Annotated in this window: 16 protein-coding genes; 11 read left to right on the top strand and 5 right to left on the bottom strand. The window is 71.8% G+C overall.

The window, feature by feature from the left end:
- Nucleotides 1–76 precede the first annotated feature (76 nt).
- The 3 genes from ACFCXS_RS06805 (at nt 77) to nudC (ending at nt 6,296) form a co-directional block, all read left to right on the top strand.
- Complete coding sequence (locus tag ACFCXS_RS06805) at nt 77–3,787, top strand: UvrD-helicase domain-containing protein (RefSeq protein ID WP_376641974.1); 3,711 nt, start codon at nt 77–79, stop codon at nt 3,785–3,787.
- Between the two features lie 10 nt (nt 3,788–3,797).
- Nucleotides 3,798–5,201 carry a dipeptidase gene (locus ACFCXS_RS06800; RefSeq protein WP_376641973.1) on the top strand — a complete coding sequence of 468 codons (1,404 nt, stop codon included), beginning with the start codon at nt 3,798–3,800 and terminating at the stop codon, nt 5,199–5,201.
- 150 nt (nt 5,202–5,351) lie between these two features.
- Nucleotides 5,352–6,296 (top strand): NAD(+) diphosphatase, encoded by a 945-nt coding sequence (nudC, locus tag ACFCXS_RS06795; RefSeq protein WP_376641972.1) that lies wholly within the window; start codon nt 5,352–5,354, stop codon nt 6,294–6,296.
- A 94-nt stretch (nt 6,297–6,390) separates the two neighbouring features.
- Here nudC and ACFCXS_RS06790 read toward each other — a convergent pair whose 3' ends face one another.
- Nucleotides 6,391–6,633, bottom strand: a complete 243-nt coding sequence (locus ACFCXS_RS06790) for a mycoredoxin (protein ID WP_003992805.1) — start codon at nt 6,631–6,633, stop codon at nt 6,391–6,393.
- Between the two features lie 183 nt (nt 6,634–6,816).
- Here ACFCXS_RS06790 and ACFCXS_RS06785 point away from each other — a divergent pair, with 183 nt between their 5' ends.
- The 4 genes from ACFCXS_RS06785 to ACFCXS_RS06770 all read left to right on the top strand — a co-directional run bounded on the left by ACFCXS_RS06785 (nt 6,817) and on the right by ACFCXS_RS06770 (nt 10,364).
- On the top strand, nt 6,817–9,012 hold the full coding sequence (locus tag ACFCXS_RS06785; protein ID WP_376641971.1) for an ATP-dependent DNA helicase UvrD2: 2,196 nt from the start codon (nt 6,817–6,819) through the stop codon (nt 9,010–9,012).
- A 164-nt stretch (nt 9,013–9,176) separates the two neighbouring features.
- Nucleotides 9,177–9,503, top strand: coding sequence for a hypothetical protein (locus ACFCXS_RS06780; RefSeq protein WP_376641970.1), 327 nt, complete (start codon nt 9,177–9,179; stop codon nt 9,501–9,503).
- 172 nt (nt 9,504–9,675) lie between these two features.
- Nucleotides 9,676–10,044 carry a WhiB family transcriptional regulator gene (locus ACFCXS_RS06775; protein WP_033313877.1) on the top strand — a complete coding sequence of 123 codons (369 nt, stop codon included), beginning with the start codon at nt 9,676–9,678 and terminating at the stop codon, nt 10,042–10,044.
- Complete coding sequence (locus tag ACFCXS_RS06770) at nt 10,041–10,364, top strand: hypothetical protein (RefSeq protein WP_376641969.1); 324 nt, start codon at nt 10,041–10,043, stop codon at nt 10,362–10,364. The genes ACFCXS_RS06775 and ACFCXS_RS06770 overlap by 4 nt, the downstream gene beginning before the upstream one ends.
- Nucleotides 10,365–10,504: 140 nt before the next feature.
- Here ACFCXS_RS06770 and ACFCXS_RS06765 read toward each other — a convergent pair whose 3' ends face one another.
- Together ACFCXS_RS06765 and ACFCXS_RS06760 are read right to left on the bottom strand one after the other, a co-directional pair.
- Nucleotides 10,505–11,875, bottom strand: coding sequence for an ABC1 kinase family protein (locus ACFCXS_RS06765; protein ID WP_376641968.1), 1,371 nt, complete (start codon nt 11,873–11,875; stop codon nt 10,505–10,507).
- Nucleotides 11,868–13,082, bottom strand: a complete 1,215-nt coding sequence (locus ACFCXS_RS06760; protein ID WP_376641967.1) for a ThiF family adenylyltransferase — start codon at nt 13,080–13,082, stop codon at nt 11,868–11,870. Before ACFCXS_RS06760 ends, ACFCXS_RS06765 begins: the two co-directional genes overlap by 8 nt.
- Nucleotides 13,083–13,534: 452 nt before the next feature.
- Between ACFCXS_RS06760 and ACFCXS_RS06755 the strand changes: the two genes are divergently transcribed.
- The 4 genes from ACFCXS_RS06755 (at nt 13,535) to ACFCXS_RS06740 (ending at nt 17,477) form a co-directional block, all read left to right on the top strand.
- Nucleotides 13,535–14,143, top strand: coding sequence for a M48 family metallopeptidase (locus tag ACFCXS_RS06755; RefSeq protein ID WP_376641966.1), 609 nt, complete (start codon nt 13,535–13,537; stop codon nt 14,141–14,143).
- Nucleotides 14,144–14,285: 142 nt separating this feature from the next.
- On the top strand, nt 14,286–16,013 hold the full coding sequence (locus tag ACFCXS_RS06750; protein ID WP_376641965.1) for a TerD family protein: 1,728 nt from the start codon (nt 14,286–14,288) through the stop codon (nt 16,011–16,013).
- Between the two features lie 11 nt (nt 16,014–16,024).
- Entirely contained in the window at nt 16,025–16,705 is a 681-nt protein-coding gene (locus tag ACFCXS_RS06745) for an AIM24 family protein (RefSeq protein WP_376641964.1), read from the top strand.
- Nucleotides 16,706–16,721: 16 nt separating this feature from the next.
- On the top strand, nt 16,722–17,477 hold the full coding sequence (locus ACFCXS_RS06740; protein WP_376641963.1) for an AIM24 family protein: 756 nt from the start codon (nt 16,722–16,724) through the stop codon (nt 17,475–17,477).
- 165 nt (nt 17,478–17,642) lie between these two features.
- On the opposite strand, the gene ACFCXS_RS06735 is transcribed toward ACFCXS_RS06740, so the two are convergent.
- Together ACFCXS_RS06735 and ACFCXS_RS06730 are read right to left on the bottom strand one after the other, a co-directional pair.
- Complete coding sequence (locus tag ACFCXS_RS06735) at nt 17,643–18,170, bottom strand: NUDIX hydrolase (protein ID WP_376641962.1); 528 nt, start codon at nt 18,168–18,170, stop codon at nt 17,643–17,645.
- Complete coding sequence (locus ACFCXS_RS06730; RefSeq protein ID WP_376641961.1) at nt 18,167–19,627, bottom strand: zinc-dependent metalloprotease; 1,461 nt, start codon at nt 19,625–19,627, stop codon at nt 18,167–18,169. Before ACFCXS_RS06730 ends, ACFCXS_RS06735 begins: the two co-directional genes overlap by 4 nt.
- Between the last annotated feature and the right edge of the window lie 174 nt (nt 19,628–19,801).

Raw genomic sequence — 19,801 nt, 5'->3', positions numbered from 1 at the left:
CTGCCGACCTGCGCTTCTTCCCCTCCCGGAGGCCGGTGCGACCGGCACTGTCAGTGGCCGCCGCTAGCCTTTCGATGTGCCCGCCCCCATCACCGATCCCGAACAGCTCAAGGAGCTCCTCGGTATCCCGTTCACCCCGGAGCAGACGGCCTGCATCACCGCGCCGCCCGCCCCGCAGGTGATCGTGGCCGGAGCCGGCTCGGGCAAGACGACGGTGATGGCGGCCCGCGTGGTGTGGCTGGTCGGCACCGGCCAGGTCGCCCCGGAGCAGGTGCTCGGCCTCACCTTCACCAACAAGGCCGCCGCCGAACTCGCCGAGCGCGTCCGCAAGGCGCTGGTGAAGGCCGGCGTGACCGACCCGGACGCCATCGACCCGGACAACCCGCCGGGCGAGCCGGTGATCTCCACGTACCACTCCTTCGCGGGCCGGCTGCTGACCGACCACGGCCTGCGCATCGGCCTCGAGCCCACGTCCCGGCTGCTCGCCGACGCCACCCGCTTCCAGCTCGCCGCGCGCGTCCTGCGCGAGGCCCCCGGGCCCTACCCGGCCCTGACCCGCTCCTTTCCCGACCTGGTCGGCGACCTCCTCGCCCTCGACTCCGAACTCGCCGAGCACCTCGTACGCCCAGAGGCCCTGCGCGCGTACGACGCCGAGCTGCTGCTGACCCTGCGGGGCACCAAGCTCAGCAACGCCGACCTGCGCAAAGTCCCCGACGCGGCCGCAGCCCGGCGTGAACTCGCCGAGCTGGTCACCCGCTACCGGGCCGCCAAACGCGAGCGGGACCTGCTCGACTTCGGTGACCAGATCGCCCTGTCCGCCCGGCTCGCCGGGATCGCCGAGGTGGGCCGCCTCCTGCGCGACGAGTTCCGGGTGGTCCTGCTCGACGAGTACCAGGACACATCGGTCGCCCAGCGCGTCCTCCTGGCAGGCCTGTTCGGCGAGGGCACCGGCCACCCCGTCACCGCCGTCGGCGACCCCTGCCAGGCGATCTACGGCTGGCGCGGTGCCTCCGTCGCCAACCTCGACGACTTCCCCGAGCACTTCGCCCGCTCCGACGGCCACCCCGCGACCCGCCAGGCGCTCAGCGAGAACCGCCGCAGCGGCGGCCGCCTGCTCGACCTCGCCAACGGCCTCGCAGAGCCCCTGCGCGCCCTGCACGCGGGCGTCGAGGCCCTCCGCCCCGCCCCCGGCGCCGAACGCGACGGCACGGTCCGCTGCGCCCTGCTGCCCACCCATGCCGAGGAGATCGACTGGGCCGCCGACTCCGTCGCCCACCTCGTGCGGACCGGGACGGCACCGGGCGAGATCGCCGTCCTGTGCCGCACGGCGACCGACTTCGCCGAGATCCAGGGTGCTCTGGTCGCCCGGGACATCCCGGTCGAGGTCGTCGGCCTGTCCGGGCTGCTGCACCTGCCCGAGATCGCCGACCTGGTCGCCGTCTGCGAGGTCCTCCAGGACCCCGGCGCCAACGCCTCACTGGTGCGCCTGCTGACCGGCCCGCGCTGGCGCATCGGCCCGCGCGACCTCGCCCTCCTGGGGCGGCGTGCCCGGCTCCTGGTGGCCCACGCGCGCGTGGCGGACGACGAGGACCAGGACCGCCGCCTCTCCGAGGCCGTCGAAGGGGTCGACCCGTCCGAGGTGATCTCCCTGGCGGACGCCCTCGACACGTTCCTGGAGACACCGCTGGACGGCCGCGGGGACGACGACCGGCTGCCGTTCTCGCCCGACGCGCGCGTGCGCTTCGCCCGGCTCGCCACCGAACTGCGCGAGCTGCGCCGCTCCTTGGCGGACCCGCTGATGGACGTCCTGCACCGCGTCCTCGCCGTCACCGGCCTGGAGGTGGAGCTGTCGGCCTCCCCGCACGCCCTGGCCGCCCGCCGCCGCGAGACCCTGTCCAACTTCCTGGACGTCGCCGCCTCCTTCGCCGCCGGCGACAACGACGCCACCCTGCTCGCCTTCCTCGGCTTCCTGCGTACCGCCGCCCAGTACGAGAAGGGGCTCGACAACGCCCTCCCGGGCGGCGACAACACGGTGAAGGTGCTCACCGCCCACAAGTCCAAGGGCCTGGAGTGGGACGTCGTGGTCGTCCCCGGCCTGGTCACCGGCACCTTCCCCAGCAGCCAGGGCCGCGAGAAGTGGACCTCCCAGGGCAAGGTCCTGCCGCACGCGCTGCGCGGCGACGCCGACACCCTGCCCGACGTGGCGTCCTGGGACGCCAAGGGGCTGAAGGCCTTCCACGAGGCCATGAAGGACCACCAGCACACCGAGGAACTCCGCCTCGGCTACGTCACCTTCACCCGGCCCCGCTCCCTCCTGCTGGGTTCCGGCCACTGGTGGGGCCCGACCCAGAAGAAGCGCCGTGGACCGTCCGCCTTCCTCCAGGCCCTCTACGAGCACTGCGAGGCCGGGTACGGCGAGATCGAGGCCTGGGCGGACGAACCCGCCGAGGACGAGGAGAACCCGGCCCTGCACCAGGCGACGGCCGACCAGGTCTGGCCCCTGCCTCTGGACGAGACGGCCCTGGCCCGCCGCCGCGCGGCCGCCGAGACCGTACTGGCCCACCTGGAGGACCTCGCGTCCCGGGAGGACGGGCACTCCACGGCCACGCACGACCGGGACGACGTCGTCGATCCGGAGTGGCCGCCGCCCCCCGATGACGACGAGCCTCCCTACGACAGCCCGCTGCACGACGAACCGGATCCGTTCGACGAGGAGTCCCTCGCGGAGGGGCCCCTCGAGGATGCCTTCGAAAAGGACCCCTTCGACGAGGACCCCTTCGACGAGAACCCGTTCCACGAGGGCCCCTTCGTCGAGGACCAGGTAGGTGAGGGGTCCGTCGCGCCGGCCCGGTACGAAAGCGCCTCCGGGGAAGACCGGGCGGGCGGTGACGCCAGGGCCACGGCCCGCCCCACCGTCCCCCACCAGGCGGCGCCACCGGAGCCCCTGGCCACCCGCTCCCACCCCCAGACCACCGATCCCCCCGGCCCCAGTCGCCGGGAACACCCACATCTCACCCCGGAGGAAGCCCGCACCATCGCCTCCTGGGACCGCGACCTCGACGCCCTCACCGGCGAACTCCTGCGCGCCCGGGACAGCGTCACCGAGGTCCCCCTCCCCGCGTCGCTCTCGGCGTCCCAGCTGCTGCTCCTCGCCGCCGACCCGGACGGCCTGGCCCAGGAGCTGGCCCGCCCCATGCCCCGCCCGCCCCAGCGCGCGGCCCGCCGCGGCACCCGTTTCCACGCCTGGGTCGAGGCCCGCTTCGAAGAGCTCATGCTGCCCATGCTGGAGCCGGAGGAACTGCCCGGCAGCGATGCCGAGATCGCCGACGAACGGGACCTCGAGGCCCTCAAGGACGCCTTCGAGCGCACCCCGTACGCGCACCGCACGCCCTACCGGGTGGAGGCTCCCTGCCAGCTGGAGATCGCCGGCCGGATCGTCCGGGGCCGCATCGACGCCGTATACAAGGACGGCGCCGGGGACGAGGCGACCTACGAGATCGTCGACTGGAAGACCAACCGTTCCCGTACCGCCGACCCGCTCCAGCTGGCTGTCTACCGCCTGGCCTGGGCGGAGCAGCACGGCGTGCCGCCTGAGTCGGTCACGGCCGCGTTCCTCTATGTGCGCAGCGGGGAGGTCGTGCGCCCGGAGCTGCCGGACCGCGCGGCCCTGGAGCGGCTGCTGCTGGAGGATCCGCCCGACGGGGAGACGGGTGCCCGGCTGGGCGTGCGGACGGGGGCGGGGGCCGGTGAGGAACCGCACTCCGAGGACGTCGGTGCGGGCCGATAGGCTCGTGACCATGAGCCAGACCCCGGACAGCGTCGTCCGTACGTACATCCAGCAGCACCGCGCCGCCTTCCTCGACGACCTCGCCGAGTGGCTGCGCATCCCGTCGGTGTCCGCCCAGCCGGACCACGCGCCCGACGTACGACGCAGCGCCGACTGGCTCGCCGCCAAGCTGAAGGAGACCGGCTTCCCGACTGTCGAGATCTGGCCGACGCCGGACGCCCCCGCGGTCTTCGCCGAGTGGCCCTGTGACGACCCGCAGGCGCCCACGGTGCTGGTCTACGGCCACCACGACGTGCAGCCCGCCGCCCGGGAGGACGGCTGGGACAGCGAGCCTTTCGAGCCGGTCGTGCGCGACGGCCGCCTCTACGCGCGCGGGGCGGCCGACGACAAGGGCCAGGTGTTCTTCCACACCCTGGGCGTCCGCGCCCACCTCGCCGCCACCGGCCGCAGTGACCCGGCCGTGCACCTCAAGCTGATCGTCGAGGGGGAGGAGGAGTCCGGCTCCCCGCACTTCCGGGACCTGGTCGAGCGGCACGCCGAGCGGCTCGCCGCCGACGCCGTGATCGTCTCCGACACGGGCATGTGGTCCGAGGACACCCCCACGGTGTGCACCGGTATGCGTGGCCTCGTCGACTGCGAGATACACCTGCACGGACCCGACCAGGACATCCACTCCGGCTCCTTCGGCGGCGCGGTGCCCAACCCCGCGACGGCCGTGGCCCGCCTGGTCGCCGCCCTCCACGACGAGCACGAGCGCGTGGCGATCCCCGGCTTCTACGACGACGCGGCCGAACTCACCGACCGTGAACGCCGGCTCTTCGCCGAGCTGCCCTTCGACGAGCAGCAGTGGCTGCGCACGGCCAAGTCGAACGCCACCCGGGGGGAGGCCGGCTACACCACCCTGGAGCGGATCTGGGCCCGGCCCACGGCGGAGGTCAACGGCATCGGCGGTGGCTACCAGGGCCACGGCAGCAAGACGATCATCCCCGCCGCCGCCATGGTGAAGCTGTCCTTCCGCCTGGTGGCGGGGCAGGACCCCGGCCATGTGGAGAAGGCCGTCCGCGCCTGGGCCGAGCAGCAGGTGCCGCCCGGGATCCGCTGCGACATCACCTTCAGCGGAGCCACGCGCCCGTGCCTGACGCCGCTGGACCACCCCGCCCTCCAGTCGGTCACCCGCGCCATGGGCCGCGCCTTCGGGCAGCCGGTCCGCTTCACGCGCGAGGGCGGCTCCGGCCCGGCCGCCGACCTTCAGGACGTCCTCGACGCCCCGGTGCTGTTCCTGGGCATCTCCGTCCCCTCGGACGGCTGGCACGCCCCGAACGAGAAAGTCGAACTCGATCTGCTCCTCAAGGGCGTCGAGACCACCGCGTACCTGTGGGGTGACCTCGCCGAGAACTGGCGCCATGAGCCCTGAGCGTCCCGATCCGTCCGGGCCGGCCACGCGCGCGGGGCACACTGGAAGCGCCGCCCCGCCCGAGCCCGCCGGACCCGGTCGCCCCTCGCCGTACGTCCCGCTGAACCGACCGCCGAACCCGACCGTTCCACCGGGGAGTTGGAAGCACCCGTGACCACCTGGACCGACCACAACGCCGACCGCCCCATCTCGCTCACCGCCCCCAGCGGCATCGACCGGGCCGCCCACCACCGGCTCGACGAGGCCTGGCTCGCGGCGGCGTGGAGCCACCCCACGACACGCTGCTTCGTGGTCTCCGGCGGGCAGGTCCTCATCGACGAGACGGCGGACGGGCGCACCGAACTCGTCATGACCCCCTCCTTCGAAGCACCCCTCACCGAGGCGCACCGCTACTTCCTCGGTATCGACGAGGACGGTGTCAGCTACTTCGCCCTCCAGAAGGACTCCCTGCCCGGCCGGATGGACCAGTCCGCGCGCCCGGCCGGCCTGCGGGAGGCGGGCGCCCTGCTGTCGGCCCGCGACGTGGGCCTGATGGTGCACGCGGTGGGACTGGAGAACTGGCAGCGCACGCACCGTTACTGCTCGCGCTGCGGCGAGCGCACCGTCATCGCCGCCGCCGGGCACATCCGCCGCTGCCAGGCCTGCGGCGCGGAGCACTACCCGCGCACGGACCCCGCCGTGATCATGGCCGTGACCGACGAGGACGACCGGATCCTGCTCGGCCGCCAGGTGCACTGGCCCGAGGGCCGCTTCTCGACACTGGCCGGCTTCGTCGAGCCCGGCGAGGCCATCGAACAGTCGGTGCGCCGCGAGGTCCACGAGGAGGTCGGCATCAGCGTCGGCCAGGTCGAGTACGTCGCCAGCCAGCCCTGGCCCTTCCCGTCCAGCCTCATGCTGGGCTTCATGGCCCGGGCCACCTCGACCGAGATCGAGGTCGACGGCGACGAGATCCACGAGGCCCGCTGGTTCTCCCGCGAGGAGCTGCACGCCGCCTTCGAGTCCGGCGAGGTGCTCCCGCCCTACGGCATCTCCATCGCCGCGCGCCTGATCGAACTCTGGTACGGCAAGCCGCTCCCGACGCGGAACGTCCTCTGACCGCGTCCCTCGTCAGCGCGGTCCTCGCCGGCACGAGAGAAGGCGGCTCCTGAGCTTCCTCAGGAGCCGCCTTCCCCGGACCGGCACGCGGTGACTAGGCGCCGATCTTCTGCTTCACCTGAGCCAGCGAGGGGTTCGTGAGCGTCGAGCCGTCCGGGAACAGGACGGTGGGCACCGTCTGGTTTCCGCCGTTCGCCTTCTCCACGAACGCGGCGGACTCCGGGTCCTGCTCGATGTTGATCTCGGTGTACGCGATGCCCTCGCGGTCCATCTGGCTCTTCAGCCGGCGGCAGTAGCCGCACCACGTGGTGCTGTACATCGTCACAGTGCCCAGCATGTTTCTCGTGCTCCTTCGGTGGCTCGGGGCGGGTGGTCGCAGTGAGGGAACGTATGCGAAAGGTCCACCATTCCCGGCCCACGGGCCCACCCCGACGTGACGCCTGCCGCATTGGTACGACTATCGGGGCCCGCCTGTGGACAACCGGCGCAGCCGTCTCGCGCGACCTGGCAGCATGGCGGTGTGACAGCAGCACCGCACTCCACCCTGTTCCCGCAGGTACCGGACTCCGCCGACGCCGTGCTCGAAGGGCTCGACCCCGAGCAGCGCGAGGTGGCCACGGCCCTGCACGGTCCGGTGTGCGTCCTGGCGGGCGCGGGCACGGGCAAGACCCGGGCGATCACCCACCGCATCGCCTACGGAGTGCGCGCGGGCATCCTGCACCCCTCCAGCGTCCTCGCCGTCACCTTCACAGCCCGCGCCGCCGGAGAGATGCGCGGCCGGCTGCGTCAGCTCGGCGCAGCCGGTGTCCAGGCGCGCACGTTCCACTCGGCAGCCCTGCGCCAGCTCCAGTACTTCTGGCCGAAAGCGATCGGTGGCTCCATGCCCCGGCTCGTCGACCGCAAGATCCAGCTCGTCGCCGACGCGGCGGCGGCCTGCCGCATCCGGCTCGACCGTGGCGAGCTGCGGGACGTCACCGCCGAGATCGAATGGTCCAAGGTCACCCAGACCGTCCCCGCCGACTACGCGCCCGCCGCCGCCAAGGCCGGCCGTGAGTCCCCCCGCGACCCCGCCGAGGTGGCCCAGCTCTACGCCGCCTACGAGGACGTCAAGCGTGAGCGGTCCGTCATCGACTTCGAGGACGTGCTGCTGCTGACCGTGGCCGTCCTGCAGGACCGGCACGACATCGCGGAACAGATCCGCGCCCAGTACCAGCACTTCGTGGTCGACGAGTACCAGGACGTCAGCCCCCTCCAGCAGCGCCTGCTCGAACTGTGGCTGGGCGAACGGGACAGCCTCTGTGTGGTCGGGGACGCCAGCCAGACGATCTACTCCTTCACCGGAGCCACCCCCGACCACCTGCTCGACTTCCGCACCCGCCACCCCGGTGCCACCGTCGTCAAGCTGGTCCGCGACTACCGCTCCACCCCTCAGGTCGTCCATCTCGCCAACGGCCTGCTCGCCCAGGCCCGGGGCCGGGCCGCCGACCACCGCCTGGAGCTCGTCTCCCAGCGCGGCGCGGGGCCCGAGCCGGTCTACAGCGAGTACACCGACGAGCCCGCCGAAGCCGAAGGCGCGGCCCGTCGGATCCGCGAGCTCATCGACTCCGGGGTCCCGGCCTCCGAGATCGCCGTCCTCTTCCGCACGAACGCGCAGTCCGAGACCTATGAGCAGGCCCTCGCCGACGCCGCGGTGCCCTACCAGCTGCGCGGCGCCGAGCGGTTCTTCGACCGTCCGGAGGTGCGCAAGGCGGGCATCGCCCTGCGCGGTGCGGCCCGCTTCGGCGGCAACGACTCCCTTCTCGACGATGTCGTCGACCTGCCCTCGCAGGTGCGCGCCGTCCTGTCGGGAGAGGGCTGGACGAGCCTGCCACCGGCCGGCTCCGGTGCCGTGAGAGAGCGCTGGGAGTCCCTGGCCGCCCTGGTGAACCTGGCCCAGGACTTCGCCGCCGCCAAACCGGACGCCACCCTGGCCGACCTCGTCGCCGAACTCGACGAACGAGCGAACGCCCAGCACGCCCCCACCGTGCAGGGCGTCACCCTCGCCTCCCTGCACTCGGCCAAGGGCCTGGAATGGGATGTGGTCTTCCTGGTGGGTGTGGCCGAGGGCATGATGCCGATCACCTACGCGAAGACGGACGAACAGATCGAGGAGGAGCGCCGGCTCCTCTATGTCGGGGTCACCCGTGCACGCGAACACCTCCATGTCTCCTGGGCGCTCTCCCGCTCGCCCGGCGGCCGCCCCAACCGCCGTCCCAGCCGCTTCCTCGACGGACTGCGCCCGGGCTCGACGGCCACCACGGGCCGTGCCGGCTCGGGCGGGGCGGGCGGAATCGAGCGTGGAATTTCCGGAACCAGGGATTCCGCCCCGAGGCGGACCCAACGAGTTCCCGCCCGCTGCCGGGTCTGTGGCCGCACGCTGACCGACCCGGGCGAGATGAAGCTGATGCGCTGCGACGACTGCCCCTCCGACATGAACGAGGGCCTGTACGAGCGGCTGCGCGAGTGGCGGGCCGACCAGGCACGCAGCAGTGGCCAGCCCGCCTTTTGCGTGTTCACGGACAGGACGCTGATGGCGATCGCCGAGTCCGCCCCCGACGACGAACGCGAGCTCGCCCGCATCCCGGGCGTCGGGATGCGCAAGCTCACCCGCTACGGGGCCGACGTACTGGCCATCTGCGCAGGCCAGTCGGGCGCGGAGAGCCGAGATCAGGACTGACACGAACTCGTCGAAAAAATAGTTTGCGCATGCCCCGGCAATCCCCATAGGTTCTTAGGCACGAGAGCAGCGGCCTTCTCGGAGGCCCTGATTCCGTGTTGTACTTGCATATCCGTCGGACTGGTCCGCCCAGTCCCCCAAGACGCCGAGAGGAGGCGAGTCCAGTGATCAGCATCAACACCAGCTCCGTCAGCATCGTGAAAATGACCGATCGCTCGGCCGTCTCCACGTGCATGCTCGGCGTTTCGAACCTGGGCACCGGTCTGTCCGGCATTCGTGCCGCCCTCCCGGCGTCCTCCTCCGTTGCTCCCGCGGGCCTTCCCGTCCGTGAGCGCAATGAGCGACCGACCAAGGCACTGGAAGCGGCAGTAACGGCACAGGCGCAGGCCTATGCCTTTACGGCGACCGGTGCCGGATTCCGGAAGCAGACGACGCAGCACCACCAGATGTGGGCCTTCCGTGGGCCAGAACCCTGGAGTGATCCAGCCTGATCGCCGATCAGGCAGGCGCCTTCAGGGCCGCGGAACCCCATCCGGGATCCGCGGCCCTTCTGTTTGTCCCTGAACAGGGATGACAGACCGAAGGGGCCTCGGGACAAGAAAAGAGCCCGGTACCACCACCCCCGGCCAACAGGCCGGAACGACCTGACGAGGAAGCCGAACCGTGCAACTCGAAGCGCACGCCCCGTCCGTACCGCCTTCCGACACGATCCCCAAGCCCGGCTCCACGGAGGACCCCGCCTTGACCCCGCTCACCGCGCTCACCGCGCTCGACGACGCCATCGAGAACCTCGGCGTACCCGTCCCGTGCCGTTCCTACGACCCGGAGGTCTTCTTCGCCGAGTCGCCCGCGGACGTCGAGTACGCCAAGTCCCTCTGCCGCACCTGCCCGCTCGTCGAGGCCTGCCTCGCCGGCGCCAAAGAGCGGCGTGAGCCCTGGGGCGTCTGGGGTGGCGAGCTGTTCGTCCAGGGTGTCGTCGTCGCCCGGAAGCGGCCGCGTGGCCGCCCGCGCAAGAACCCGGTCACGGCATGAACACCGCAGGCACGATCGACCGTCCCTTCACGCACGACCCCCAGAAGCAGGCCCCGATGAAGCCGTCCACTGACGAGCCCGCCGGCTCGGCGACCCAAGACTTCCCCATCAACGGCGCGAAGGACTCGCGTCAGAACAGGACCCGAGAGATGCAACTCATCCCAGAAGCCATGGCTCGTGCGCATATGCGCGAGCGGCTGCAAGAGGCGGAGCGGGATCGCCTGGCCGTGCGCCTGGTGTCCGCCCGCCGGATGCAGCGCAAGGCGGAGCGCGCCTCACTGCGTGCCCGCCGGGCGCTCGCCATGGCGGTCATGCAGTAATCCGCTTCACCTGGAGCGGGGCATTCCGGACGATGCGACCGGGATGCCACTTCTGACCTCTCCGCGGGGGCCTATCCGTACCGAACGGACTGGCCCCCGCGGCGCGTTGTCCGTGGGCACGCGGCCTGCGCGGTGAGCGCTCAGGCCTCCGCCACTGCCTCTTCGCCGTCCGCCGGACCCTCCGGGACGAACCCCGGCAGCCACTCCTCCAACTCCTCGCGCAATCGCACCGTCGCCCCCAGCTGGCACAGCACGCCGATCGTGCTCAGCGTCACCCGGTGGATCAGCAGATAGGACGGGGGCAGGTTGAGCTGCTTGCCGAGCTGGTAGGCCGGGGAACGGGGGTCGGCGATCCGTGCCGCCTGGCTGCGCATCCAGCCCCGGGTGAAGGTGAACTCCTCGACCTGGGCCGGCTCGATGATCGGCAGCAGGTAGTCCATGACGGCGTCCGGGTCCAGCTCTATGGTCTTCTTGACGAACCCTTCCGTGCAGAGCAGCTCGTAGACCGCCTCGGCCTCACCGTCGAGGGTCATCCGCAGGGACTCGCCGATGGTGGCCGGCAGGCCCCCCGGGAGCCGGTCGACCGTGCCGAAGTCCAGCACCCCCAGGCGCCAGTCGTCCTCCCCTTCCGGGCCGCAGGGCAGGAGCCGGAAGTTGCCCGGGTGCGGGTCGGCGTGCAGCAGGCCGGTGCGGGCCGGGCCGGAAAACAGGAAGCGGGCCAGAAGCTGACCGGCACGGTCGCGCTGTTCCGGGGTGCCGTCCGAGATGATCTCCGAGAGCGGGATGCCGTCCATCCACTCGGTGACCAGGACCTGGTCGGACTGGTGCACCACCTGCGGCACGACCACGTCCGGATCGTTCGTGAACTCCTCCGCGTGGGCCTGCTGGGCCTGGGATTCCAAGCCGTAGTCCAGCTCCTCCGAGACCCGGTCCTTCAGTTCCGTGATCAGGGGCTTGATGTCCATGCCGGGAATCAGCGGGCCGAGCAGGCGGGAGAAGCGGCTCAGCTGGTTCAGGTCCGACAGCAGGGCCTCGCCGGCGCCCGGGTACTGCACCTTCACGGCCACCTCGCGGCCGTCGTGCCACACCCCCCGGTGGACCTGGCCGATCGAGGCCGCCGCGGCGGGCTTGTCCTCGAACTCCAGAAACAGCTTCTGCCAGCCCTCGCCGAGCCGCTCCTCGAGCACCGCGTGCACGGTCCGGGTCGGCATGGGCGGCGCCGCCTCCTGGAGCTTGGTCAGCGCGGCCCGGTAGGGGCCGGCCACCTCCTCGGGCAGCGCGGACTCGAAGACGGACAGGGCCTGCCCGAACTTCATCGCGCCGCCCTTCAGCTCACCCAGCACCTTGAACAGCTGGTCCGCCGTGCGCTGTTGGAGTTCGCGGCCGACGAGCTCGGCGGATTCACCGACGATCCGCTTGCCGAATCCCCAGGTCGCCCGCCCGGCGATGCCGAGCGGGAGCGCGGCGAGCTTGGCGGTCCGGGTAACCGCCTTCCGGGGAAGATCAGACATGCGCCCTCCAAGTCCCAGCCGGCCGCTCCGCCTCTGCCTCACGGCACTGCTCCGACGGCCGTTGCACAGCCATTGTCTCGTGTGACTCGCCGTCCTCCGAGAGGTGCTCCCCTTTTCCTCTCTCCGCCGCAGCGCACGGGCACGCCGGATGCGCCCGGACCGGCCGCGCACGCCATTGGAGATCAGGGGCGGAGCACTCCCAGCGTGCCCCGGCGCTGGAGGGGGCCCGGCCGTCGAGGAAAGCGAGTGCGTGGGCGGCCGCGAGTCCGGCCACGGCCGTGGCCAGCGTCAGATCGCAGGGCGGCACCTGCCGCTGCTTGCCGGAGCGCCACTGGGCGACCAGACGCGGCCAGGCGGGGTCCCGGTCGACACGGTCCTCGTGCAGGCATCCCGCGCATCCCGTCTCACCGGGCAGGACGAGAGGACCGACCAGGCCGGTGCCCTCCACGACACCGGCGTACAGATGGGGTGTCCCGGAGGTCATCCAAGGCTCTGCGGAGACCGGGTCGGGCGCGTGTACGGCGACATCGTCCCGTGGGGCGAGGATCACCAGCGAGAAACCCGGGTCGCCGTCCTCCGGAGATGCCTGGCCCGCCGCGCGGCGCGGCGGCGGGTCGGGGGCCGCCCGGCGCACGGCACGGCGTGCAGATTCGTCCCTGCGGTCGCCGACGGCGTCCGGGGGCAGCCCGCCCGGCGCGACGTCCCACGGCTCCACACAGCCGCCGTCGATCACGTCCACCCCGCCCACGCCGGCCCCTGCCAGCAGCGAGGCCAGCACGGCACCCACCCGGCCGGCGCCTCGCACCTGTACGCGCTGCGAGCGCCGCGCGGCCAGCCGCCCGATCGCGTCGCCGGGGGACGACGTCGTCAGGGAGAGGGAGGCCAGGTCGGGGCGCAGCCGGTCGAGGACCTCCTTCTTCTTCCGTAGCGCGTCCGCGGCCGGCCCGCCGCCGCGGGCGTCGTCCAGCAGTCCGGCCCGGGCGAGCCCCCGCACCAGCTTGTCGACATGACCGTCGGGCAGGTCCATGCGGCGTCCCTCATCGCGGAGCAGCTCCAGCCCCCGCGTGCCGTTCAGCAGGTCGAGGAAGCTGCCCGTCGCCAGGTCCATCGGGCCGAGCGTCATCGCGTGCGCCGGAGTCATCCCGAACTGCACGGTGTTGAGGTCGCGCCAGCCGCGCCGGAGCGCGGGTTTCACCATCGGATGCATGACAGGCCCCCGTTTGCCGTAGATCGTCCCCGTACGCCGACAGGCCCCGAGCGCGGGCACGGCCCCTGGTCCCGGACCGGCCTCGCCGTTGCTTCGCCGACGAGATCCAGCATGCCCAACCCCGCCGCGGCCCGCTGAAAGTTGTCCACAGGCGTGGGCATTAGTCGTACTGGTCCGGCGACCATGTCCTGCCGCCGCCCGGCAACGAGCCTCACGAGCCGACGCCCGCGTCGTACGAACCCCGCGCGCCCGCGTCGCACGAGCCCGGCGCCCACGTTGCAAGAACCCGGCGGCCAGAGCGTACGAACCCGGCGGCCAGAGCGGACGAACCCGGCGCCCACGTCGTACGAACCCGGCGGCCGGAGCGTACGAATCCGGCGGCAGGCGGGAGTGGCGGCACCGAAGCGTCCCGGAGTCGGGACTTCCCCGTGTGCAGCGGGTAACGTCGGGGCGTGCCCGCCGACCCACTGCACCGCGCCGGAACCGCACAGCGCAGCACGACGAGCCAGCCGCCGAGCGGCTCAAGGGCGAGCGCGATCGAGGTCCGCAGGAGCGCCCGCCGACGCCGAACGGTCTCCGCGTACCGCGAGGGCGATCGCACCGTGGTGCTCATCCCCGCCCGGATGTCCGAGGCGGAGGAACAGCGCTGGGTGACCGTCATGCTCGACAAGCTGGCCGCCCAGGAGAGCAAGCGGTCCCTCGGCGACGCCGAGCTGACCGAGCGGGCCCGGCGTCTTTCGGACCAGTACTTCGAAGGGCTGGCCCGCCCCGCGTCGGTGCGCTGGGTGACCAACCAGAACACGCGCTGGGGTTCCTGCACCCCCGCCGAGGGCAGCATCCGCCTCTCGCACCGCCTTCAGGGCATGCCCGAGTACGTCGTCGACTACGTCCTCGTCCACGAACTCGCTCATCTGCTCGTTCCCGGACACGGACCTCGCTTCTGGGAACTGCTGAAGGCCTACCCGCGCACGGAACGAGCCCGGGGATACCTCGAAGGTGTGGTCGCCGCCGAGCGGTTGCCCCATGTACCCGGCACAAGGGGCGACAGCCCCGCGGGGTGACCGACCGCTTTCCGCGAGCGAACAGCCGATACGGCTGAGCGGGCGTTGTGTACCGGCTCTGTACCGACCTCGTCCGGTGTCCGGGTTTGCCGTTAGCCTGGCGCGACGCACTCACGTTCTGGATGGGGGACGGTCGTTACGCATGGCCAGGGAATTCCAACGCGGCCACAAGGCCAGGATCAGTGACCTCACCGCGGGTACGGATCTGTACGTAGGTGTACAGATCACCGGCCCCGGACTGAGCTTCGACATCAGCTGCTTCGGCCTCGACGCCGACGAACGGCTCTCGGACGACCGGTACTTCGTCTTCTTCAACCAGCCGAAATCCCCCGAGGAGTCCATTCAGCTCCTCGGTGCCCAGGCGGGCGACACCGAGTCCTTCCGGGTGACGCTCGACCGGATCCCGTCGCAGATCCAGAAGCTGTCCTTCACAGCGACGATCGACGGCGCCGGCCAGATGTCGCAGATCGCCTCCGGATACATCCGCATCGTCGCGGGCGGCGAGGAGGTGGCGCGCTACGCCTTCAGCGGCTCGGAGTTCTCCACGGAACGGGCCGTGATGCTGGGCGACTTCTACCTGAAGGACGTCTGGCGGTTCGCCGCCGTCGGGCAGGGCTTCGACGGAGGCCTGGACGCGCTGCTGAAGAACTTCGGCGGAGAGGTCGCCGAAGAGGAGACGCCGACGCCGGCCCCGCAGCAGCCGCAGGCCGGCGCCGCGCCGGGCTTCGCTCCGCCCGCGTTCGGTGTCCCCGGCACTCCGGAACCCGCGCCCGCCCCCGCGGCCCCTCAGGCCCCCGCACCCGCGGCGCCCCCGGCTCCGGCGCCCCAGCCCGCGGCGCAGGGTTTCGCGCCCCCGCCCGGCCACACCCCACCTCCGGCCCCGGAGCCCCAGGTGCATGCCGCACCGACCATCGTCGCGCCCTTGCACACCCCGCCCGGTGGCTCCCCGGTACCGCCCCCGGCCCCGGCGCCCGCGCCGTACGGCCAGCCCGGCCAGCAGCCCTCGCAGTACGGCCAGGTGCCCGGCCAGACGGCCCCGCCGCCTCCCGGCTACGGCCAGCCCCAGGCGCCTCATGCGCCCCACGCCCCGGCCCCGCCCCCCGGCTACGGCCAGCCCACGCCTCCCCCGGGCTACGGCCAGCAGCAGCCGCCGTTCGCGCAGGCCCCCTACGGCGCCCCGCAAGGCGCCCCGCAAGGCGCTCCCCAGGGCCCCGGCGTCTCCGCCGCACTCCAGCAGTTCAAGGAGACCCCCACCGGGCAGCGCTGGACGCAGCAGAACAAGAAGCTCGTCCGCGTCGACCTCGGCATCGGCGGACAGCCCGTGCTGGCCCGGCAGGGCAGCATGGTGCTCTACCAGGGCAAGGTCGACTTCAGCTACAAGGGCGCCGGCTTCGCCGGCCGGATCGTGGGCAACGCGACCGGCCAGGAGATGCAGCTGATGCGCTGCACGGGCCAGGGGCAGGTCTTCCTCGCCGAGAACTCGACCATGCTGCACCCCCTCGAGCTGCAGGGCGACGCCATCTGCGTCTCCGCCGAGAACGTCCTCGCGTTCGACGAGAGCCTCACCTACGAGGTCCGCCGCATCGAGGGCCACGGCATCCCCGGTGGCGCACTGTTCACCATGCAGTTCCAGGGCACCGGCACCATCGTCGTGAAGACGCACGGCACGCCCGTGGTGCTGCCCGTCACGCCCACCACGTTCGCCGACTGCAACGCCGTGGTCGCCTGGTCGGCCGCCGCCCAGGTCGTCGTCTCCAGCCAGGTGCGGATGCGCCGCAACGCCTACCCCGGCGACACGGGGGAGAGCGTCAACCTCCAGTTCCGGGGAGCGCCCGGCAACTTCATCGTCGTCCAGCCGTACGAGGTCTGAGGGAGCCCGTCATGACACAGCAACTCGCGGGCCACGCCCCCGCACCCGTCACCGCCCGCATGGAGAACCACGGCAACCACATGCTGAAGGTCGCCATGCAGACCGGACACGACCTCCTCGCGCGCGTGGGATCGATGGTCGCCTACGAAGGGTTCGTGCAGTACGAGCCCAACCCGCCGGCCGTGCGCCAGATCGCCAAGGACTGGATGACGGGCGAGGGCGCACCCCTCATGAAGTGCTCCGGCGACGGCCTGCTCTACCTCGCCGACTACGGGGCGAACGTCGTCGTCATCAACCTCAACGGCGACGGCATCTCGGTCAACGCCACCAATCTGCTGGCCTTCGACGCCCACCTCACCTGGGGCGTGGAGCGGGTCAAGGGCCTGGCGAAGTTCGCCGGGCAGGGCCTGTGGAACACCAAGATCTCCGGGCAGGGCTGGGTCGCGCTGACCTCCCGGGGCAAGCCCATCGTCGTCGACTGCGGAGGCGGCGAGGACGAGACCTACGTCGACCCCGACGCGCTCGTGGCCTGGTCCCCGAACCTCAAGGTGAAGGGCAAGCGCAGCTTCCGGGCCCAGTCGCTGATCGGCCGCGGCAGCGGCGAGGCCTACCAGATGGCCTTCTCCGGTCAGGGCATCGTCGTCGTCCAGCCCAGCGAGGACAGCACCGACCGCCTCCGGTTCCGGGGCTGAGGGGGAGCCACACGTCATGCAGAGCCCGATTTTCGCCTACAACGAGCAGCAGACCCAGGAACGCTGGAGCCTGCAGAACAAGCAGATGCTGCGCGTCACTCTGGAGGGCCACGAGGACGTCCTGGCCCGCAAGGGCACCATGGTCGCCTACCAGGGCCTCGTCGAGTTCGACGCCGAGTTCCAGAGCAACCAGCAGTCACGCGCGCGTGCGCAGACCGGAGAGGGCCTGGACCTGATGCGCTGCCACGGGCAGGGCACGGTCTACCTCGCCAACCTCAAGCAGCACGTTCACGTGATGGAGGTGGACCAGGACGGCCTCACCGTCGACAGCAGCTACGTGCTGGCGATGGACTCCTCGCTGCACCACGAGGTCATCGCCGTGGACAGCCTGTACGGCATCTCCGGCTCGGGGAAGTACCAGCTCAACATCACCGGCCGGGGCAAGGTCGCCCTGATGACCTCCGGCATGCCGCTGGCGATGCAGGTGACGCCCGACAAGTACGTCAACTGCGACGCCGACGCGATCGTCGCCTGGTCGACGGGCCTGCGGGTGCAGATGCAGGCCCAGACGCACTCCTCGGGGGTGTGGAGGCGCCGCGGCAGCACGGGTGAGGGCTGGGAGCTGAGTTTCATGGGGACCGGCTACGCGCTGGTCCAGCCGAGTGAGCTGCTGCCGCCGCAGAACGCCCAGATCGGCTCAGGTCTCGCCGCGCAGTACGGCATGGGCCAGCAGGGGGCCCGGGGGCAGAACCAGGGCAACGTCTGGAGCTGAGCGCTCCGCGGGGCGGCCGAAGGGTTCGGGGGTCTGCGGTCTCACTGAGGCTGCGGCCCGTGCGGGGCTGGTCGCGCAGTTCCCCGCGCCCCTGACGGGGCGCAGCCCACTGCCAGTATCGGAAAGTAAGGGGCGGCCGCATGAGCGGTCGCCCCTTACCGATGTTCAGGCCCCGAGCCTCGCGCGGGTCGCCTCCAGAAGGCGGACCACCGATTCGTCCGCCACGTCCGGTACCTCCTTGTAGCCGAACCAGCGCACGTCGAGCGACTCGTCGCTGATCGCGTGCGGGGCGTCCGGCGGGGCCACGACCGCGTACTGGACGTCGAAGTGGCAGTGGCACGGCGGCGGGATCGGATGCCGGTCCAGGCGCACCGGGCCGCCGGGCAGCAGGGTGAGCCCCGGCACGCCGGACTCCTCCGTCGCCTCACGCAGAGCCGCGTCCGCCAGGGACGCGTCGCCCGGCTCGCAGTGGCCGCCCATCTGGAGCCACATCCGCAGCTTCTTGTGCAGGGTCAGCAGCACCCGGCCGCCCTCGGGGTCGATCACCAGGGCACTCGCCGTGATGTGGCCCGCGTGGCAGGCCTTCCACAGGCCGTCCGGATGGTCGGCCAGATGGTCCAGGTAGGCCTGGCGCAGCTCCGGCTGGTCCTCGTACCCCTTCAGTACGAGGACCGCGTCGTCGTACAGGCTCACCCGGCGTCGTCGCCCCTGTTCTCGTCCTCGCCCTCGTCCTTCTTCTTGAGGTCGGGCTTGTCCGCGGCCTCGCCGAGCATCTTGTCCAGCTCGGAGAAATCGATCTGCTCGCGGTGCACGAAGCCGTCCGGGTCGTCCAGGTCGGTGGCGGTCGGCAGCATGTCCGGGTGGTGCCAGAGGGCATCCCGGCCGTCGACCCCGCGCGCGTCCGTGAGCGAGGCCCACAGACGGGAGGCGTCCCGCAGGCGGCGCGGACGCAGTTCCAGGCCGATCAGCGTGGCGAACGTCTGCTCGGCCGGGCCGCCCGAGGCGCGGCGGCGGCGCAGCGTCTCGCGCAGGGCGTCGGCGGATGCCAGGCGGGGCTTCGCGGCGGCGTGGACCACCGCGTCCACCCAGCCCTCCACGAGCGCGAGAGCCGTCTCCAGACGGGCCAGGGCGGCCTTCTGCTCGGGCGTGTCCTCCGGCTGGAACATGCCCTGCTGGAGGGCCTCCTGCAGCTGCTCGGGGTTCTGCGGGTCGAACTGGCCGACCACGTCCTCCAGCTTGGCCGTGTCGACCTTGATCCCGCGGGCGTAGCCGTCGACCGCGCCGAACAGGTGCGAGCGCAGCCACGGCACGTGCGAGAAAAGGCGCTGATGGGCGGCCTCGCGCAGGGCGAGATACAGCCGCACCTCCTCCTGGGGGACGCTCAGGTCCTTGCCGAACGTCTCGATGTTCACCGGCAGCAGCGCGGCCTTGCCGGCGGGGCCGAGAGGAAGGCCGATGTCGGACGAGCCGACGACCTCGCCGGCCAGTACGCCGACGGCCTGCCCGATCTGCGTGCCGAACATGGCCCCGCCCATCGAGCGCATCATGCCGATCAGCGGGCCGGCCATGGCCTGCATCTCCTCCGGCAGGACGTCGCCCATGGCGGTGCCGACGCGCTCGGCGACCGGGTCGACCAGCTCCTTCCAGGCGGGCAGAGTCGCCTCGACCCACTCCGCGCGGCTCCAGGCCACCGCGGAGGCGGCGCCGGAGGGCAGCGACGTGGCGTCGTCGAGCCACAGGTCGGCCAGGCGGACGGCTTCCTCGACGGACTTGCGGTCGGCGGGGCCGACGCTGGCGTCCTTGGTGCCGTCAGGACTGCCCTGGGAGACCGTCTGGCGGGCGATCTGCTTGGCCATGTCCCAGTTCACCGGGCCGCCCTCGTAGGAGAGCATCTGGCCCAGCTGCTGGAACGCGGCGCCCAGGTCGGTGGGGTTCAGCGACCCGAACATGGCTGCGAACGGATTGTCCGCACCGGGGCCACCGGGGCCGCCGGGGCCTGAGCCGAAGCCGCCGGCTCCGGGCAGGCCGCCGAAACCGAACGGGTTGGCAGGTCCCTGACCACCACCGCTCTGCTGGTCCTTCTTCTTGCCCTCGTCGCCGTCGTCCGGCTCCTCCGGCGGAAGGCCGAATCCGAATGGGGTGTCACTCACGGGATTCCTCGGCTGGTAGGGCCGCCGGTTCTTTCCGGCGGCACGGCTGCCCGACATCACCACCCAGCGTAGACACCTGGGGCGGATCGGGCCTCGGTGCTTCGCCGACTGACGGCCTGCGGCAGGATGGATGCCACCTGGTACGCACGCGTCGGACGCGCTCGTACTGAAGAC

Source organism: Streptomyces sp. NPDC056373, assembly GCF_042262425.1.
GTDB lineage: Bacteria > Actinomycetota > Actinomycetes > Streptomycetales > Streptomycetaceae > Streptomyces.
This window is presented reverse-complemented; position numbering and strand designations above follow the sequence as displayed.

What these genes read in the sequence shown, in the direction of transcription:
- ACFCXS_RS06770 (WP_376641969.1), top strand. Translation starts at nt 10,041, where the DNA reads ATGAACACCGCAGGCACGATCGACCGTCCCTTCACGCACGACCCCCAG.
- ACFCXS_RS06760 (WP_376641967.1), bottom strand. Translation starts at nt 13,082, where the DNA reads ATGCATCCGATGGTGAAACCCGCGCTCCGGCGCGGCTGGCGCGACCTC.
- ACFCXS_RS06765 (WP_376641968.1), bottom strand. Translation starts at nt 11,875, where the DNA reads ATGTCTGATCTTCCCCGGAAGGCGGTTACCCGGACCGCCAAGCTCGCC.
- ACFCXS_RS06750 (WP_376641965.1), top strand. Translation starts at nt 14,286, where the DNA reads ATGGCCAGGGAATTCCAACGCGGCCACAAGGCCAGGATCAGTGACCTC.
- ACFCXS_RS06800 (WP_376641973.1), top strand. Translation starts at nt 3,798, where the DNA reads ATGAGCCAGACCCCGGACAGCGTCGTCCGTACGTACATCCAGCAGCAC.
- ACFCXS_RS06740 (WP_376641963.1), top strand. Translation starts at nt 16,722, where the DNA reads ATGCAGAGCCCGATTTTCGCCTACAACGAGCAGCAGACCCAGGAACGC.
- ACFCXS_RS06790 (WP_003992805.1), bottom strand. Translation starts at nt 6,633, where the DNA reads ATGCTGGGCACTGTGACGATGTACAGCACCACGTGGTGCGGCTACTGC.
- ACFCXS_RS06745 (WP_376641964.1), top strand. Translation starts at nt 16,025, where the DNA reads ATGACACAGCAACTCGCGGGCCACGCCCCCGCACCCGTCACCGCCCGC.